Raw genomic sequence first — 19,317 nt, forward strand, 5'->3', positions numbered from 1 at the left:
AATTTTAAAGATAATCACTTAGTTTATCATCAATTCTCAGGTATTTATTCAAATAATTATTAACATTTTATCATAGTGAGTGAAGCTTTGTAAACCACTGAAATCACGAACTATTATAAATAATGGTAGAGTGCTGCGTGCTCCGCGTGTATTTATGAATAATCCTAGGGTGCGCAACACCATGTATTTAAATACTGCGCGCAATTTATAACTAACAGTAGGGCGCGCACTGCGCACCGTATATTTGAATGCTGCGCGTAATTTCTAACTTACGAATGGTCGATTAGAAAATCGACACAAAAAACAGCAAACACCTATACTAAATATAAGAAATAGATTCCACAGCAATGAAAAATAAACTCGATCGGCTAAAAAAGTTTTTAGGTATCCTGTGTGCGATCGCCTCAATAACAGTCTTATTCCACTCCACAATACCGACGGTAGACGGCGCAGTTTTTGCACAGGAAGGCTCAACTATACCCGGACAAACCACCGTAGCTTTTGCACCCAACATACCGGGCGGCGGATTAGACTTTCACGAAGCAGCAGGAGGACACACTTTAGAGAGACACGTTGGCAAAACAGAAGCACAACTAGCACAGCGACTCGCAAGCGAAACGAGAATTTCTGCCGCATCTTCCTTTACTAACCGTTCCGTCGCCGAAGTGGTCATTGGGGAAGCAATGAACAGAAATCAAAATGCGATCGACTCCTGGGTGAAAAGTCGCGGCAATCGTTATACGATCGACTACAACGCCAACAGAATAATTGGCATTACTCTGCGCCGCCGCGCATCCAAAGCAACTTCAGCATCTCGCCTGAGAATCGTCCTCCAGCGCAGCGCCAAATTACCTCCCGGATACTTTATTCTCACAGCCTATCCCGAATGATAAATCAATTTCCTCATTTAACCCAATTTTTCAGTTCCTACTTTCACCAAGACTGGCCGCTAGAAGCTGACATTCCCAGCGATGTAGTGAACAACTACCGCAGCAGCGAACCGCCCGCAAATGTTGAAGCTGCATCGCAAGAACTCAGCAAACTGCTCGAAATGCCGATCGCCCCAGCCGATTTAGAAGCATTCATCCTCGATGAATTAGGGTGTTACTACGACCCCAAATCCGAAAATCAAACAGTCAGAGAATGGTTGGAATCCGTGCAAAAGTCTTTGACAAATCCCAGCTAAACTCTATATATTTGTAAAAATGCGGCTATATATTTGTAATGACAAGGCTATATATTTGTAATGACACGGCAGTGCCGTGTCCTACAAGTTATCCACAATTCAATAGGATAGCTAGCTCACTTGCTAACCGTCAATAAGTAGCCTTCGTGGACGTTGAAATTAGGGATAACATAAGCCAAGCTGCCGCTACCAACCGAAACTTGTTCTTCTTTAACGGTGACAAGCTTTTGCACTGCTCCTTCTTCATTGTTGGGAATCTTTTCTAATTTTAGAGTGATTTTCTGACCCCTTTGAATACCTAGCTGCTCCAAATTCCCCAGGGTTAATGTTACCCTTGTTGCTGAGGAATAATTGCGGTCGAAATAACCTAAAAGTATCTGTGCTTTACCTTCAGGATTTGACTTGCTGGCTAAAGCGACAAGGCGATCGTTATCTGACCCACTCCGCACCCGCGAATTAACTCCGTCAGCATAAGCTTTGTAAGTCCACCAAGCGGCTCTCGGCTCAAAAGTATTAGGCATGACCATCCCACTCAGCGTATTGTTGAAGCAATTGCTAACTTTATTTGGCCCTTTACTATCCCAACAAGCTCTGCAAGCACCGTCAGCTTTTGCATACTCTAAGTTATACAAATAACCTAAGATTTCCCCCGGCTGGTACTGCGCTAAGTTCCCGACAATTTCGTTGACGTAAATTTTTTGCAATTTCAGTTCCTTGTAAGAGGGACTTTGCTGAAAATTGCGTTTAGCATCGATGACATGATCGTCAACAAATAAAATCCTCGTGTCGTTGAGTTCGTGCCAAGCTAGGAAATTTACTTCCAGTTTGTTAGCCTTGCAGTAATCCAAAAAAGCGGCGAGATATTCTTTGTTGTAGTTGGTAATGCTCGGTCCGCCAATCATTGCTGATGGCCCCAATTCTTCCCGCAAAATTTTGTAAGCCCTTTTGTAGGTTTCAAAGAATTGTTCTCTGCTTCCATTCCAAAACGGATTTTTTAAATCGGGCTCATTCCATACATCCCAAATAATTTTTTTGCCTTTATTTTGCTGGGCTAACTGTCGGATGAAGGCTTCCCATGCGGGGTAGTTTTGATAGGGCCAGCCATTGGGATTGCTACCGTAGCCCCACAAGTCGCTGACTACTAACTGAAACTCGGCTCCGCTGGCGATTACTCGATCGTAAATATCGAGCCTCCCCACCCGCCAAAGTTTCGGCTGCAAGGGTTTGATAGAACTATCCGGCGGTTTTGCGGTGTCGATTCCGTGCAGGATGCCGCTCATGGAAATTGTACCGGTGGCTGGCTGTCCAAAATCAACTGCGACGTTCGATCGAACTTGGGCAACAGTTGGTTGCTGTCCCCAATATGTGATTAACAGGAGAGTGACAATAGCTAAACCAATTGGCAGCAGTTTATTAATAGGTTTGAACTTGAATGTAAATTGCATATCTTTTCTTTTCTCCATTCTGCAAAGGGGGACTTTGTATGTGTATAGCAATCCTAAATCATTTGTGAATTTCTTACTCCCTCCCCGAACTCGCGGGGAGGGTTGGGGTGGGGTAAAAAATTTACGACTCCTGCAAGGATTGCTCTAGTAGCGATTTCAAGATCCGATTTGCTTTCCAAGCGAGACAGAGCTTAGGAACCAGTTAAACATTAGTAAATTCCTAGTGAGGAGTTTAGTCCTCTCTTTAATCAATCAGAACTCAACTCCTTACTACCAACTTACCAATAATAATTTTAACGAACCGATGAAAACACTTCTAAACCCAGTCTTGATTCTATCACTTGTTGCCACGCTCGGGAGTTTATCAGCTCGTTGGTATCGAAATTAACTCCTTTTTCCTCAGCAAAAATACCAAAATTTTTCACCCAATCAAAGATAGTTTCTGTGGTAAAATAAGGTGTGCAGGTCCAAGCAGACTGCAAATTATTCACCATCTCGGACATATCTCCGTTATTGTAAGCATCCCAAGCTTTCCACACTAAATAATAGTATTTCAGCAGGCTATCCACTTGCTGTACCTGCTTTTTGAGTTTCGGACAAATAGAGAAACTGTCGCTCTCACCGTCACTTACAAATGCCTGTTCAATTATTTCTCCATATTCCCGAAGCATCCGTTCTTCTTTGAATAGTTCTTGGGCTCGCGCATTGCACGCTTGTCCTGCAAGTCGGCGCGATTCGGGATTTTCTGCCCATATTTCCACCGTTTCTACCAACTCTTTTACTGTTCCTTCTGGGTCGATTGTAGGATCGGGGAGCAACTTTCCTGTATCTCCCAATTCTTCAGGGATCCCGCTGACTGCTGTGGCAATTACGGGCAACCCTTTCGCCATTGCTTCCATAATTGCTAGCGGCATTCCTTCTGCTTGGGGAGATAAAATAAAGATGTCGCTGGCGTCGAGCCAATCGGCAATATCCCAGCGCTGTCCTAAAAATTTAACCTGTTCTTCTACTCCCAATTTGCTCACAGTTGCTCTTAATTCAGGTTCCATATTGTCGTGAGTAGTAGACCCAGGCCCTGCCCAAACAAAGTAAATTTGGGGCCAAATTGGACGATATTTTAATTGGGCGATCGCCTGCAATTGATACTGATATCCTTTAATTGGAGTCAACCTCGCCGCCGTAAAACAAACCACAGCATTTTCGGGGATTCCTTGTTCTTGACGCAAGCGTTGGCGAGTGGAAAGATTCTGCGGCTCAAAATAACTATTTGGTCTGCCATAATAGATTACTTTTCCCCGTTCTAGACGCGCTTTAAATAGACTTTGGAACAAGTTTAAATTCTCGTGGGAAACTGCTACTGCTGCTTTGGCTACCATGTACTGGTAGGCAACTGCATCGAAATAGGGAATTCGATCGCCGCGATCGAAGGTTTCATAATTGCGATTGATATAACCCAGACTGATTATGTACGGTATATTTTGCTCGATCGCAACTTGTTTTGCTGCAAAGTTAGCCATCGGCCAGCCGTCACTAAATATAATTAAATCCGGTTGATCCTGGGCGTAAATCTTTTGAGCATCATCTAAATTGTAAGCAATTCGCAAAAACTCTTTCATCGTGTCGAACTCTAGCCAAATATGTTCGATACCTCGCTTTTTTTGTTCGGTAATTAAAGGGTTAGAAACTTGACTTTGAACGCTGGTAACTCGGTAGCCATCCTCCGCTAATTTACACATCAGCGAGTGGTTAAACTGAGCCAAACCGCCGACTCCGGGGTCTTCTGTGTACAGGAGTACGTGCTTTGTTTGCTGGCGATAAATCGAACTGGGAGCCGATTGAAACTGATAAGGATTGTTAGCTGCGAGCGCCACTATGTCTTGCCATTCCTGTAAATTGGTTAAGGCATAGGCATCAAAGTTGTAGCCGTACTGTTCTGAAACCCCCTTAAAAGTTTCCAGCCAATTAAAAACAGTTTCAGTACCTGTCAAACGAGTGTAATACAGAGATTTTTCCAGACTTTCGACCATTTCTGGCAAATATCCGTCGCGGTACATCCGCCATGCTATCCATACTAAACACTTGTAACGTTCCGTGCGTTTCAAGTCGCGGATGTGCTGAGGTAAGTCTGGTCTCGCGAAAAATTGCTCCATCAAAATTTCCGTATTTTTCATTAATTTGGAGCCGTTGGACATGAGATTGGTGTCGTGCTGACGATAGCAGGTTAATATCTCTTTTAACCAAACTGACTTGCAGCCTTTTAAAGCTAAACGTAGGACAAAATCTAAATCTTCGGTTGGCGGCAAGCGATGATCGAAACCCCCCAAGCGTTCCCACCACTCTCGCCGCAGCATCATGGCGCTGGGACGCACTGATTTGTACAAAACAAAAGCTTCTAAATCTAATGTGGGTGCTTCTTCCCAAGGGTTTACTTCATAGATGCCTTCGTCGTTTTTGCCAACGATAAGCCAACCTGTTTGCACCATATCTAATGTGGGGTCAGCGTCAAAGCAAGCTACTTGTTTTTCAAGTTTTTCTGGTAAGAAGAAGTCGTCAGCATCTAGAAAAGCTAAAAATTCCCCTTTTGCTAACTTGCAAGCACTATTTCGAGCAATTGCTGCTCCTTGGTTATCTTGATAGATGTATTGAATTAAATCGAGGTAAGGTGCTAAAACTTGGCGAGTGTTGTCAGTTGAGCCGTCGTCTACGACGATAAGTTCCCAGTTTTGATAAGTCTGGCCCAGAACACTCTCTACGGATTTGACAATGTAGCGATCGCAGTTGTAAGCCGGGATGATGACACTGACGCGCACTTTTTTGGGAGTGATGATACTAGCCATTAACTGTTTCCATTCTGGTATTTTTCTGAGAGCAATGCCATCTATTGGGCAGCCGTAGGTGTTAGAAATTCCGGTAAGGCGCTTTACCCAATCTATTATAGTTAGTGTCAGCGAGGACGGGGTATAATCTAAAGATTTTTGCAAATACTCAGTCATTTCTGCCGGATAGCCGCTGTAGTAAAGTTGCCACGCCATCCATGTCAGAGCTTCATAAAGAGCCTGCTTTTCTAATTGACGGATGTCCTCTGGCAAGTCGGCTCTACTGAAGAAACTTTGCTTTAATTTAATACAAAGGTTGGCCTGTTTTAGCGCTCTCTGGATGGACACATTTTGCCCGTGCTGGCGGTAGCATACTGTCACTTGAGGCAACCAAGCAGCTTCGCAGCCAGATAGTGCTAAACGCAAGATTAAGTCGGCATCATCTACTGAATCATACTGAGAATCAAAGCCACCGACTCGTTCCAGCCACTGCCGCGAAAACATCATGGCGCTGGGAAGTAGGGGCATATAAACAATCCAGGTTTTTATGTCTAGCTGAGGCAAGTATTCCCAGGGTGTGACATCGAAAATACTTTCGCCTTGCTCTTTAACCATCCGCCAGCCACTATTAACAATTCCTAGTGATGGCTGAGCGTCAAATAACGCAACTTGTCCAGCTAACTTATCGGACAAGAAAAAGTCATCTTGATCTAAAAAAGCAATTAATTCACCTCGGGATTCCTGAATTCCTCGGTTGCGGGCGGCAGCTACTCCTTGGTTTTCCTGATAAACATAGCGAATTTTGTCAAAATAAGGCTGCAATGCTTGGCGGGTGTCGTCGGTTGAGCCGTCGTCTACGACGATAATTTCCCAGTTTTTATAGGTTTGGCTGATGACGCTTTCTACCGCTTGCGCGATGTAGCGATCGCCATTATATGCTGGAATAATTACACTTACTCGCGCTGTCGAATTTGCTATTGACATGAGTTTTCTCGGTAATAAGGAAGGGTTCGGCAACGGATTCGGAAACGGATGTAACGGATGTCAGGAAGAAGGAAGAAGGAAGAAGGAAGTTCGGCAACGGATTGTGTAACGGATGTAACGGATGTAACGGATGTAACGGATGTAACGGATGTCAGGAAGAAGGAAGAAGGAAGAAGGAAGAAGGAAGAAGGAAGAAGGAAGATGCAATTCTACTGCTGACAGGAATCCCAATTTAAAATGTCAATCTGTTACTTTAGCGTGTAGAAAATACAGGTTCAAGACCCTGTACGCGCTCGACCAATTGTTGCCATTCGGTGGATTTTATCAGAGAATATGTATCTAAATAATGCCCTTTTGCTGACGAAAAGTTGCCAAAATATTCTACCCAGTTTAACAGCGTTTCTGTACTCAAAAAAGGTGTGTACTGCAAAGATTCTTGAAGCCATTTCTGCATTCCGCTTAGATCTTCTTGAGAGTAAGCCTGCCAAGCATTCCACACTAAAGAGCTGTAGTGTACCAGGGTTTCTATTTTCGCCATCGACTCCTGCACCTCTTTTTTAGTAACAAATGGATCTGTTTGGCGATCGTCGCAAAGTAAAGCTTTTTCGATCGCCTCAATTGACTCTGCCAACATCCGTTCCTCTTTGAATAGTTTCTCTGCCCGCTGCTTGCAAGCTTGACCGATTTGATGTCGTAATTCTGGATTCATCGCCCAAGCTTCTACTGTTTTCGCCAATTCCCTCGCGGTTCCCTCTGGATCGGTATTCGGATCGGGCAACAATTTCCCAGTATCGCCAAGCCCTTCAGGAATGCCGCCCACAGCCGTTGCAACTACCGGCAATCCCTTAGCCATCGCTTCCATGACTGCAAGAGAAGGCGCTGCATCTGCTAGAGAAGTCAAAATGAATATGTCGCTAGCATCCAGCCAATCTAGGATATCCCAGCGCTGTCCGATCGCCTTCACGCGATCGCTCACCCCTAACTCTTTAATAGTTTCCCTCAATTCTATTTCTACATTGTCAGCGCTTCCCTCACCAGTTCCTGCCCAGACAAAATACAGTTTAGACCACACAGGAGACTGCTGCAACTGCTTGATTGCTTCAATCTGATATCGATGCCCTTTAATCGATGCCAATCGAGCAGATGTGAAACAGACAATCGCATCTTCAGGAATTTCTATTTCTTGTCGCAGGCGTTGACGGACCGCAGCATTAGGAGGTGCAAAATATTCTGGAGAACGCCCCAAGTAAATCACTTGTCCTCGCTCTTTTGGCAACTTGAAATCTCGGCACAATAAATTCAAATGTTCGTAAGCCCCAACAATCAAGGCTCTAGCTTGCAGGCAGTGGTAGAGCACTCCTTCTGCATAAGGCACTACATCCCCGCAGGCAAAAGTTGCGTGTTGTGGCATAACTAACCCGATTACCATCATGTATGGTATTGCCATTTGAATAACTACCTGTTTAGCTGCAAAATTGGAAAATGGCCAACCATCGCTAAAAATAATCAGATCCGGTTTATTACTAGCAAAAATCTCTTCGGCATCCTGAGTATTTCTTAAAACCCGCTGTAAATCTTTATGACCGCTAAAATCCAGCCACAAGTGCTCTATACCTAACTCTCGTTCTCGCTCAACCAAGGGGCTAGAATGTTTGGTTTGCACGCAAGTGACTCGATAGCCTAATAGGGCTAACTTACAGAGAATGGCATGATTGTACTGCGCCAATCCTCCCACGCCCGGATCGTCCGTGTTGTAGAGTAGAATGTGCGATTCCCTACGGGATAGGTTCGCTTCACGCGCTTTGGAAGGTGTGGGAATAGAACTCTGTTGAGATTGGGGTGGATTAGTCATCACGATCGAAATTATCTCTTGCCATTGGGCTAACTTACTCAGCGAATAAGCGTCAAATTTTTCACCATATTCTTCAGAAGCCATCTGAAAACTTTCCAGCCAATTCAAGACTGTTTTCGTGGGCGAAAAAGGCGTATAGTGCAATGACTTTTCTAAACACTGGGCCATCTCTGCTAGATAACCGTCGCGATACATCCGCCATGCCAGCCACTTTAAGCATTGATAGCGTTCCTGGTTTTTTAACTGCCGGATTGACTGAGGCAAATCGGGTCTAGCGAAGAATTGTTTCATCAGAATTTCTGTATTCTTCATTAGCCGAAAACCGCTTGACATGAGATTGGTATCGTGCTGGCGATAACAGGTAAGTGTCTCTTCTAACCAAACTGCTTTGCACCCCTTTAAAGCTAAACGCAAGGCAAAGTCTAAATCTTCCGTCGGCGGAAGCCCAGAATCGAAACCCCCCAAGTATTCCCACCAGTTACGCCGCAGCAGCATCGCACTTGGGCGCACACATTTATATAGAATAAAGCTTTCTAAATCTAATTTGGGCGCTTGCTGCCAAGGCTTGACTGCAGAAATCTCTCGCCCGGTTCCATCGACCATCAGCCAACCTGTTTGTACCATATCTAATGTGGGGTCAGCGTCAAAGCAAGCTACCTGTTTTTCTAGCTTGGATGGTAGGAAATAGTCATCAGCATCTAGAAAAGCTAAAAACTCGCCTTTGGCTAGCTGGCAAGCACGATTCCGAGCCATTGCTGCGCCTTGATTTTCCTGATATATGTAGCGAATTCTGTCAAGATAAGGCTGCAATACTTGATGGGTGCTATCTGTCGAACCGTCGTCTACAACTATAATCTCCAAATTAGTAAAAGTTTGAGCTAGGGCGCTTTCAACCGCTTGCACGATGTAGCGATCGCCATTATATACAGGTATAATTACGCTTACTTGCGGTGTCCGAGTGGCTGTTGACATTATTTAGCTCGCTGTTAACATATGATTATCTAGTTTATATTAATGTCGCGGACATTCAGCACTATTATGTGCTCGGTAGCTCTAATTACAGAAATTGGAATTTTGGCAAATTCTAGCATATAATCTTACAGGTAATCATTACTCAAAAGGAAAAGAAAAAATGAATTCAGAAACAGTGCAAGTGAATTTCCAGCAGCAGGCAGAAATTTATTTAGCTACAGGGAACTTCGATCGGGCGATCGCACTTTGCCAACAAGTTTTAGAATTGCAGCCCAACTCTGCCGAGGCTTGCAAAACCTTAGGAAAGGCGCTGCACGCTCAGGGTAAACTAGAAGACGCAAGGTATTGGTACAAAGTTGCGATCGCCTACCAACCGGATTTTGCCGAAGCTTTTGCCAACCTCGGTACTCTCTGCGCTACCTTGCAGCAATGGCAGGAGGCGATCGGCTGTTACCAAAAAGCCATCTCCCTACAACCAGACTGTGCAGGATTTTACCGCAATTTGAGCCGGATATTTACCCAAGTCGGCTCTTCTGAGGAAGCTGCTGAATGCTCCTATCAAGCACTCATGCTCGCACCCGTAGAAATAGCCGAAGAATATCTCGATTTAGGTAATACTTTATTGGGGCAAAATAAAACTCAATCAGCATTAATATGTTACCGCCGTAGCATTCAGTTAAACCCCAGTTGTTGCGAAGCTTATTATAAATTAGCCGATGCTGCCGGCTCGCTGCAACAGTGGGAAGAAGCTATTATTAACTACCGCAAAGCTATTCAAATTCAGCCCGATATTTCGGAGCTGTATTACAAATTAGGAAATGCTTTGCAAGCAACCGGGCTATTAGATGAGGCTTTGAAAAACTACCACGAAAGTATAGATTTTAATCCCAATTCTTCTTTGTGTTACTACAATTTAGGCAGTGTATTGCTCAAATTAGAAAAATGGCAAGAAGCGATAATTGCCTATCGCACAAGTGTTGAAATTAACCCGGGTTTTCCTTGGTCTTACTATAGCATCGGTGAAGCTTGCGACAAATTAGAAAAATGGTCGGAATCAGCCGCAGCTTACCAGCGCGCTACTGAATTAGACCAAAATTTTTTTGCAGCTTTTCACAAGTTAGGAGATGCTCTTTTTAAACTAGAAAAATGGTCAGAAGCTGAGGCTGCATACTCCCGGGCGATCGCACTCGATGCGGATTTATTTTGGTCTCATTATAACTTAGCTTTGACTTTAGTTAAACTTCAAAAGTTTGCCGAAGCAACACTCGCTTATCGGCGGGCGATCGCACTCAATCCAGAATTCTCTTGGACTTACCACAATTTAGGAGAGTTGCTGTTAAAAACCCAACAGTGGAAAGCAGCAGCTACCGCTTACGAACGTGATCTTAAACTCAATCCCAGTATTTCTTGGTCTTATTACAATTTAGGCGATGCTTTGACTGGACTTCACAGGTGGGACGATGCTGTTTCTGCCTATCTTGGCGCACTTCAAATTGACCCCTCTCTCCCGAATCTTTACACAAAGTTAGGTGAGGCATTAACAAAAAAAACTCGGGTAACTGTAGACTTAGCAACTAGCTATTATCATCAGGAAATGCAGCCACTATACCCTCCTGAATTTTACTGTCAAGTAGCACAAAATTTTGCAGAGAGCGATCGGTTCAACGAAGCGGCAGTATTGTACTCGATGGCATTAGAAATCAGACCAAAAAATTTAGAAATATCCCAAAAATTAGAGGATATTTTAGAAAAACAGCGTCAAACAGGGGAATCTAGTGTATTATTAGAGTTAGAGGCTCATGACATTCGCGATCGCTACATTGCCCGAGTAGTCAAAGGCAAGACTTTTGCAGAAGTCGGCGGCTTGTGGGGAACTGTCAGCGAAAAAGTATCTGTCGCTAGCAAATACGGTGCAGTTTCTCTGACAATGATTGATGCCATGCCGGCATCCCTCCACTGGTGGCAAGATTTTCACGATCGCATGACAAGTTTAAATATTGCTAATTATCACTGTATCAATCAAGATATCACTCAGATTCAGCTTGCAGACATTGGCGATCCTTACGATGTAGTTCACTGTGCAGGAGTTTTGTACCATCACCCCCATCCGTTGCAGATTTTAGTGGCATTGCGTCAGATAACTCGCGAGCATTTAGTTTTCACTTCAGCTATTACCCAAGAAGTTATAGAGAATGAGTTTGGCCGCTATGAAATTCCCGCTTCTGGAGTAATGTTTATTCCCGCTTTGGACGACGCAGAACGAGCTATTTTAACAGCTTATTGGCGGCCATACATCAACAACAACCAACTTATAGGGATAACTGAGAAAGCAGTTTTTGACCTGAACGATTTGGCGGCGTGCTGGTGGCTACCTACAGCTACTGCTTTAGAAGCTATGTGTAAAGTCGCGGGATTTAAAGTTTTAGACAAAGGATTGACTTGGAACAATAATGCTTTGACTCTCCTGCTGGGGATTTGAGGATTGGTAAACGAACAATAACAGGACTTGCTTGTGAACAAACGGCTAAACACCCGGTTTATGACCGGATTTCTCGTTTTATTTACCCAATATTCCTACTATCAACCGGGCGTTTGCCGTAAGTCCTAAATAAAATAGCTGCAAACATCTTTTGTGAAGAAAACAGGAACAGGAAAATAATCAATGAACAATCATCAATCAGGGATGCGCTTAGGAAACATTTTAGTAGTAGACGATACAGCAGAAAACCTGCGTCTGTTGTCTACGATGTTGACTCAGAGCGGGTACACCCCCCGCTGCGTGATTAACGGGAAAATGGCTCTGAGAGCCTGCAATTCTAATCCGCCGGATTTGATATTGCTCGACATAATGATGCCGGAAATGAACGGCTACGAAGTCTGTCAGCACTTGAAATTAGAAGCGAAAACTCGCGAAATTCCGGTAATTTTTATCAGCGCTAAAGATGAAGTATTCGACAAAGTAAACGCATTTGCTGTGGGAGGAGTTGACTACATCAGCAAGCCATTTCAGTTTGAAGAAGTGCTCGCCCGCATCGAAAGTCACCTCAGCCTGCGGAATTTACAAAAGCAGCTAAAAGAACAAAATGTGCTGCTGCAAGAAGAAATCACGAGCCGCTTGGCAGTCGAAAAAATTCTTCAGGAAAAAAACAAAATCCTGCAACAAGAAATCAGCACCCGTCGCGCCGTTGAAAAAGCCCTGCAAGAGCAAAATTTGGTACTCCAACAAGAGATATCGAACCGCCAGCGCGCCGAATCTGCTCTCTTAAAATCTAACCAAGAATTGGCGCGTTCAAATGCGGAACTAGAACAATTTGCTTATGTGGCTTCTCACGACTTGCAAGCGCCTTTAGCAACCATTGCCAGTTACGCGCAACTTTTAGAAAAACGCTACAAAGACCAACTCGACAGCAAAGCTAGTAAGTTTATCGACAATATCGTTCACGGCTGCACGAGAATGCAAACTTTAATTGATGATTTGCTCGAATATTCGCGAGTTGGCAGGAGTCGGAAACCTTTTCAACTGACTGATTGCAATCACGCAGTCGAACAAGCACTCGCGAACCTGCAAGGGGCAATCCGCGAGACTCAAGCAGTTGTTACCTACAGCGAATTGCCAGCGGTAATGGGGGATATTTCTCAGCTCGTACAGCTCTTTCAAAATTTAGTCGGCAATTCGATTAAATATCGCCACGATGCACCGCCGGTGGTTCATATTACGGCTTGTAAACAGGAGAAAGACTGGTTATTTTCGGTGTCGGATAATGGAATTGGGATTGCGACGCAGCATCGAGCACGCATCTTTCAAATTTTCCAGCGCTTGCACACTCAAAAAGAATATTCTGGGACTGGTATTGGTTTAGCAATTTGTCAAAAGATTGTGGAACGCCACGGCGGATATATTTGGGTGGAGTCGAAACCGGGTCAAGGTTCAACTTTTTACTTTACTGTGGCTTAATTGAGACATCCTTTCGGCCGAAGGTAGAAGCTAGAAGGCAGCGGAAGCTGAATAAAATCTTATATTTTAAGGCAGAAGCTAGAAGGTACAAGGTAGAAGTTAATACCATTTTAGATTTTAGATTAAAGAATTGAATAATTGAGAATCACTGTGACTATCTGGGTTGGGATCGCAAGCTTACAGTTGCATTCTTTTTTTTAACTGGTATAAATTGCCAGTTAGATCAATTCCGGTTGCACCGTTCGTGATTGTTGACTGTTGACTGTTGACTGTTGACTGATGACTGATGACTGTTGAATGTTGACTGTTGACTGTTGACTGTTGACTGTTGACTGTTGACTGATGACTGATGACTGATGACGGATGACTGTTGACTGTTGACTGTTGACTGTTGACTGTTGACTGTTGACTGATGACTAATGACTGATGACTAATGACTGTAGAAGTCGGGGTCGAAAAACTCAATGGTTGAGTGTTAACTGTTGAGTCGATTTTATTATTGTCATGCAACCGGAAACGATATTAAAATAAAAAATGTTTCGCGTTGACAGTCAAGTTAGTGCGTGATATAATTAGAAGTCTTAAACATAATTTTTGTAGCGCTAGCTCACACCGCAATGGAACGGCAGATGTAGGTGTAGGTGCAATTGAATAACTGCCCCGGAAATAAAAGGTAAAATCCAAGTTAGTTTAAGATCTTTTTGATTAATAAATATTATGAAAGCAGTTTTTAACTTAGCTTTGCCTCCTATCTGCTTTAAAGTTCTGTTAGTAGAAGACAACCCTCAAGAAGCTGAGCTTATTGAAGATTTGCTGTCAGAAATTGGCGGCGTGCAGCGTATAGTCCTGACGAAAGTAGAGCGCCTCAGCGAAGCGCAGCAGCGATTGAATGAAGAAATTTTTGACATAATTTTATTAGACCTTTCACTGCCAGACAGTCTGGGAATCGAAACGGTTGCTCGGGTACAAGAGTACGGAGTAAATGTGCCGATCGTAGTTCTGACTGCCCAAAACGACGAAGAGCTTGCCCTGCGGTTGATTTCGGTCGGCGTACAGGATTATTTAGTCAAAAGAAAAATCGACAGCGAACTGTTAATTCGATCGCTCCGTTACGCCAGAGAACGCCAGAACAGTCAAGATGCTTTGCGAAACAGCGAAGAAAAATATCGCTCGGTGGTGGAAAATTCCCTGATCGGAATTGCCATCATAGCTCCAATTATTGACCGCGAAATTCCTCAAAATTGCAATTGGATAGAAGTTAACGATGCGCTGTGCAATTTGCTCGGCTACGAGCGCTACGAACTCGTGCAAAAGAATTGGCTGGAGTTGACTCATCCAGAGGATTTGGATGCCAATTTTGAAAAAATTTCTCAGATGTTAGCAGGTAGGATCGACGGTTACATCTTAGACAAAAGGTGGCTCAGAAAAGACGGCGAAATAGTTCACACGCGAGTTTCCCTGCGCTGCATCCGCCGCCAGGACGGGTCGATCGACCGGATGATTGAAGTAGTGTTGGACGTGAGCGATCGCTACCGCTACGAAGCCAAACTGAAAGCGTCAGAAGAATTTTTAAACCACACCCTAAATGCTACGCCAGACCCAATTTTTGTCAAAGACGAGCAACACCGCTGGATGATATTAAATGATGCTTTTTGTCAGTTTGTCGGCAAATCGCGGCAAGAACTCCTCGGCAAATCAGATTATGACTTTTTTCCCAAATCAGAAGCTGCTGTTTTTTGGACAAAAGATGAAGAAGTATTGAGAACGGGTATCTGCTTGGAAGCTGAAGAAAAATTCACAGACACGGCAGGGAAAGAACACATTATCTCTACCAAGAAAAGCGTATTTAAAAGAGCCGACGGTAGTAAAGTAATAGTAGGCACAATTAGAGATTTTACCGAATACAGACGGCAGCAAAAAGCTCTGGAACAAAGCGAAGCTCGATTTCAAAAACTCGTAGCTAACCTGCCGGGAGCAATTTATCAATTACGAATGTCAGCAACTGGAGAAATATCTTGTCCCTACGTCTCTTCAGGCAGCCGCCAACTGTACGAATTAGAAGCAGAAGCAATAGAGCAAAATGCCAAACTGATGTTCAGCGGAATTAACGCAGACGATCTCTTAGATTTAGAAGCTTCGATCGCAATTTCAGCCGCTACCCTGGAACCTTGGCAGCAGCAGTGGCGGCAGACTTTGCCATCTGGAAAAGTTAAGTGGCTGCAAGGAGCGGCGAGACCGGAAAGGCTCAATAATGAGAGCAAATCTGGGAGCGAAGGCGATATTCTCTGGGACGGTTTAGTGATGGATATCACTGAATTAAAGCAGGCACAAACAGAGCGCGATCGCTTTTTTACGATTTCCTTAGACTTGCTTTGCATTGTCGGTTTTGACGGCTATTTTAGACGATTAAACCCGGCTTGGTCTAATGCCCTGGGCTACAGCGTCGCCGAACTTTTTGCCAAGCCGATGCTCGAATTTGTTCATCCAGACGATCGACAAGCCACCGCAGCCGAAGGGGAAAAACTCCTAGCCGGTACGTCCAGTATCTCCTTTGAAAACCGCTATATCTGCAAAGACGGTTCTTACAAATGCCTGCTGTGGACGGCATCGCCATTTAGTGAAGAAGGTTTAATCTACTCAGTCGGTCACGACATTACCTCTCGCAAACAAGCCGAGTCCAAACTCCAGCGACAAGCAGTAGCAATGGCCGCTGCTTACGACGGTATCGCGATCCTAAATGCTAGTGAAGAATATATTTATTCAAATCAGGCTTATCTCAAAATGTACGGTTTTTTAAATACCTCCGATTTATTGGGGAAAAATTGGAAACTTTTTTATGACGCCGCAAAAATTCAACAAGTTGAACGAGAAATAATGCCGGAGTTACATAAAAAAGGATACTGTAATATAGAAGCAACTGGTCAGCGCCGAGACGGTACTCTTTTTCCTCAAGAACTTTCGCTGACCATGCTTGCAGGTGGCGAGATAATTTCTATAGTCCGCGATATCACTAAGAGAAAACAGGTAGAATCTGCACTGCGAGCGAGCCAGCGCCGCTACCAAACTTTAGCAGAAGCATCGCCTGTTTGTATATTCCACACCGACACCTTGGGAAATTGCCTTTATGTGAATCAGCGGTGGAGCGAAATCACGGGATTAAACGCAGAAATAGCAGCAGAAAGTGGCTGGATGAATGCCATACATCCCGATGATGCGGAGCGGGTAAAAAATGAATGGGGTCGAGCAATTATTGAGAAAATTCCTTTTAAATCAGAATACCGCTTTCAGCGTCCAGACGGTCGTGTGATTTGGGTGATCGGTCAGGCAATTGCAGAAATCGGAGACAAGCAGGAAATTAAAGGCTATATCGGCACTATTACTGATATTAGCGATCGCAAACAAGCAGAATTAGATTTGCTGCGAGTAACTCAAGCCGTAGAAAGCACCAGCGACGCGATCGGCATTGCTGACTTGACAGGGCGATCGATCTACCACAATCAAGCCTTTGTTCAGCGGTACGGCTACACAGCAGAAGAACTGAACACAGCAGGCGGAGCAGTGGCACTTTACTCCCAAACTCAAGTGCTGGTAGAAATGTTTAAAACGATCCGTAAAGGCAAATCTTGGCAAGGCGAACTCAAAATCAAAACTAAAACTAACGAAGTGGTAACGACTTTATTTCGCGCTGACTGCATTAAAGATGAAGCTGGCAATTTAATCGGGCTAGTGGGAGTAATTACCGACATCACCGAACGCAAACAAGCCGAGATCGCGCTGCTGCAGCAATTAAGGCGAGAACGGCTGGTAGTTGCCATGCTCGATCGCATTCGCTCCTCTCTCAATTTAGAAGAAGTCCTCACCACTGCTGTCGAACAAGTGCGGCAATTTTTGCAAACTGACCGCACAGTTATTTACCGCTTTAATCCCGACTGGAGCGGCTTTGTAGTTGTGGAATCGGTGGCAAAAGATAGAATTTCAATGCGAAGTTTGAACAATCTCGATCGGTGTTTTACAGAGAAATTTCTTGATATTTACCAGCAAGGCTATACTCGCTCTGTGGAAGATATTTACAGTGAAAATCTGAGCGAATGCCACCTTGAATTTCTCGAAGAAATTGAAGTGAAAGCTAAGTTAGTAGTGCCGATTTTAAAAGCACGAGAAAGCATTTCCCAAGCCGAACCGACAGCAGAAAATCAGCTCTGGGGACTGCTGATCGCCCACGATTGCAGCGGCCCCCGTTCCTGGGATGCCTCAGAAATAGAATCCCTCCGGCAATTGTGCGTGCAATTGGCGATCGCGATCCAGCAATCGACCCTATTTCAACAAGCACAAACCGAAATTGCCGAGCGCAAACTTGCAGAATCTGCCCTCCAACAAGCCGCATTAGTCGCAGAAAGCGCCAACCGCGCCAAAACAGAATTTCTCGCCAACATGAGCCACGAACTGCGCACGCCTTTAAACGGCGTTTTAGGTTACGCTCAAATCCTCAAAACCGACACAGACTTAAGCTCAGATCACCAAGAAAGTCTCAGCAATATTCAACAGTGCGGTCAACACCTGCTGATGTTAATCAACGATGTTTTAGACCTTTCCAAAATCGAAGCTAGAAAAATGGAACTCTACCCGGAAGAGTTAAATTTTCTACATTTCACAAAAAACATTGCCGACCTCTTTCAGATGCGAGCCGCTCAAAAAGGAATTTCCTTCACTTACGAACAAGTATCTCCCTTGCCTAGCTGCGTCCGTGTCGATCAAAAAAGATTGCGCCAAATTCTCATAAATTTACTCAGCAATGCCGTTAAATTTACGGAAACCGGCGGAGTGACTTTCAAAGTCGGCTATGTCGGCACGGGGGCCTGGAGTCGAGGTCAAGTAGAGAATTATGAATTCTCGATTTTGAGTTCGGAACTGAAAGAAAATTATATGCGCTTCACCCACAATGCGAAGGCAGCCAAACACGCTTTAAAAATCCGCTTTCAAATCGAGGATACCGGCACTGGAATAGACCCAAGCAAGTTAGAAGAAATATTTTTGCCCTTCCACCAAGTAGGAGGCAATACATTTATTGAAGGTACAGGTCTAGGACTCTCTATCAGCCAGAAATTAGCGAAACTGATGGGCAGCGAAATTCGCGTTAACAGCACTTTGGGAAAAGGCAGCACTTTTTGGGTAGATTTAGAGCTGCCCTCGGTCAAACGGCACTTGGAGGTGTCTCCTTTGCGCGAAAAACGCTGGGTGGTGGGTTTTGTCGGCAACAAGCGTAAAGTCCTAATCGTGGACGAAAATCAACTAAATCGCGATTTGTTGTGCAGGCTGCTGGGGCGTTTGGGATTTGAACTTGTAGAGGTCGAAAACGGTCAAGAATGCCTCTGCAAAGCTGTTGAATTTCAACCGGATGTGATTTTAATCGACTTGCGGATGCCTGTAATGGATGGCTTAGAAACTGCAAGGAGACTGCGGCAGTTGCCGGAATTAAAAGATGTCGTGTTAATCGCTATGTCAGCTAGCGTTTTCGAGGCTACGCAGCAAGAGAGCATCCTCGCAGGGTGCGATGCTTTTCTTCCCAAGCCGATCGAAGCCAATCACTTTTTGGAACAGTTACGCGTGCACTTGGGACTAGAATGGATTTACGAGGAATCTTCGGAAAGCCAAAAACGCAAAACTCCCAGTTTGTCACCAGCATCTGATTTTCCTGCTTATTCTTCTCTGTTACCTGCGGCTTCTGAGTCGGTAGCAAAAATTTTGAAACTCGCAGCTATGGGCGACATTGAAGAAATTTTTGAGGAGTGTGCTAAGCTGGAAAGTTTAGAGCAAAAATTAGTGCCGTTTGTCTCGAAGCTGCGCCAACTTGCTAAGGGATTTCAGCTCAAACAAATTCGGAATATTTTAAAGCAATATATCGAGGGAAAATAGTAGGACGATCGTGGTTTAGAGCTTGCCTGCAACAGATAATCTAGATGCGCAGCAGCTTACCGCTGCGTTATGAAAGCCGGAGATCGGGCAATTGTCGATCGGGCAATTGTCAGTGCAGGCGGTCCTAAGTCCCCACATTAAACAAGTTGTTTTGCCGCGGAAGAAGTTGCCCTCTAGCGAGTCCGAGCAACTGC

At 44.4% G+C, this 19,317-nt stretch carries 10 protein-coding genes; 6 read left to right on the forward strand and 4 right to left on the reverse strand.

Annotation, left to right across the window (positions count from 1 at the left end; genetic code table 11):
• Positions 1–347 precede the first annotated feature (347 nt).
• Together QUB61_RS04805 and QUB61_RS04810 are read left to right on the forward strand one after the other, a co-directional pair.
• Positions 348–890, forward strand: a complete 543-nt coding sequence (locus QUB61_RS04805) for an RNase A-like domain-containing protein (protein WP_333122387.1) — start codon at positions 348–350, stop codon at positions 888–890.
• Positions 887–1,186 carry a contact-dependent growth inhibition system immunity protein gene (locus QUB61_RS04810; RefSeq protein WP_333122391.1) on the forward strand — a complete coding sequence of 100 codons (300 nt, stop codon included), beginning with the start codon at positions 887–889 and terminating at the stop codon, positions 1,184–1,186. Before QUB61_RS04805 ends, QUB61_RS04810 begins: the two co-directional genes overlap by 4 nt.
• Before the next feature lie 116 nt (positions 1,187–1,302).
• Here the strand turns inward: QUB61_RS04810 and QUB61_RS04815 are convergent, their stop codons facing one another.
• A complete protein-coding gene (locus QUB61_RS04815; RefSeq protein ID WP_333122394.1) occupies positions 1,303–2,631 on the reverse strand; it encodes a GH39 family glycosyl hydrolase in 1,329 nt (442 codons plus the stop codon).
• 293 nt (positions 2,632–2,924) lie between these two features.
• Positions 2,925–6,431 (reverse strand): glycosyltransferase, encoded by a 3,507-nt coding sequence (locus QUB61_RS04820; RefSeq protein ID WP_333122397.1) that lies wholly within the window; start codon positions 6,429–6,431, stop codon positions 2,925–2,927.
• Between the two features lie 57 nt (positions 6,432–6,488).
• Between QUB61_RS04820 and QUB61_RS04825 the strand changes: the two genes are divergently transcribed.
• Entirely contained in the window at positions 6,489–6,650 is a 162-nt protein-coding gene (locus QUB61_RS04825; protein WP_333189847.1) for a hypothetical protein, read from the forward strand.
• Positions 6,651–6,684: 34 nt separating this feature from the next.
• On the opposite strand, the gene QUB61_RS04830 is transcribed toward QUB61_RS04825, so the two are convergent.
• A complete protein-coding gene (locus QUB61_RS04830) occupies positions 6,685–9,255 on the reverse strand; it encodes a glycosyltransferase (RefSeq protein WP_333122401.1) in 2,571 nt (856 codons plus the stop codon).
• Positions 9,256–9,415: 160 nt separating this feature from the next.
• Here QUB61_RS04830 and QUB61_RS04835 point away from each other — a divergent pair, with 160 nt between their 5' ends.
• Both QUB61_RS04835 and QUB61_RS04840 read left to right on the forward strand, forming a co-directional pair.
• Positions 9,416–11,734, forward strand: a complete 2,319-nt coding sequence (locus QUB61_RS04835) for a tetratricopeptide repeat protein (RefSeq protein WP_333122404.1) — start codon at positions 9,416–9,418, stop codon at positions 11,732–11,734.
• A gap of 183 nt (positions 11,735–11,917) precedes the next feature.
• A complete protein-coding gene (locus tag QUB61_RS04840) occupies positions 11,918–13,210 on the forward strand; it encodes an ATP-binding protein (protein WP_333122406.1) in 1,293 nt (430 codons plus the stop codon).
• A gap of 177 nt (positions 13,211–13,387) precedes the next feature.
• Here the strand turns inward: QUB61_RS04840 and QUB61_RS04845 are convergent, their stop codons facing one another.
• Entirely contained in the window at positions 13,388–13,675 is a 288-nt protein-coding gene (locus QUB61_RS04845) for a hypothetical protein (RefSeq protein WP_333122409.1), read from the reverse strand.
• A gap of 252 nt (positions 13,676–13,927) precedes the next feature.
• Between QUB61_RS04845 and QUB61_RS04850 the strand changes: the two genes are divergently transcribed.
• Positions 13,928–19,123 (forward strand): PAS domain S-box protein, encoded by a 5,196-nt coding sequence (locus QUB61_RS04850; RefSeq protein WP_333122412.1) that lies wholly within the window; start codon positions 13,928–13,930, stop codon positions 19,121–19,123.
• Positions 19,124–19,317: the final 194 nt, after the last annotated feature.

The organism is Microcoleus sp. C2D2 (assembly GCF_036702495.1).
Taxonomy (GTDB): domain Bacteria; phylum Cyanobacteriota; class Cyanobacteriia; order Cyanobacteriales; family Microcoleaceae; genus Microcoleus.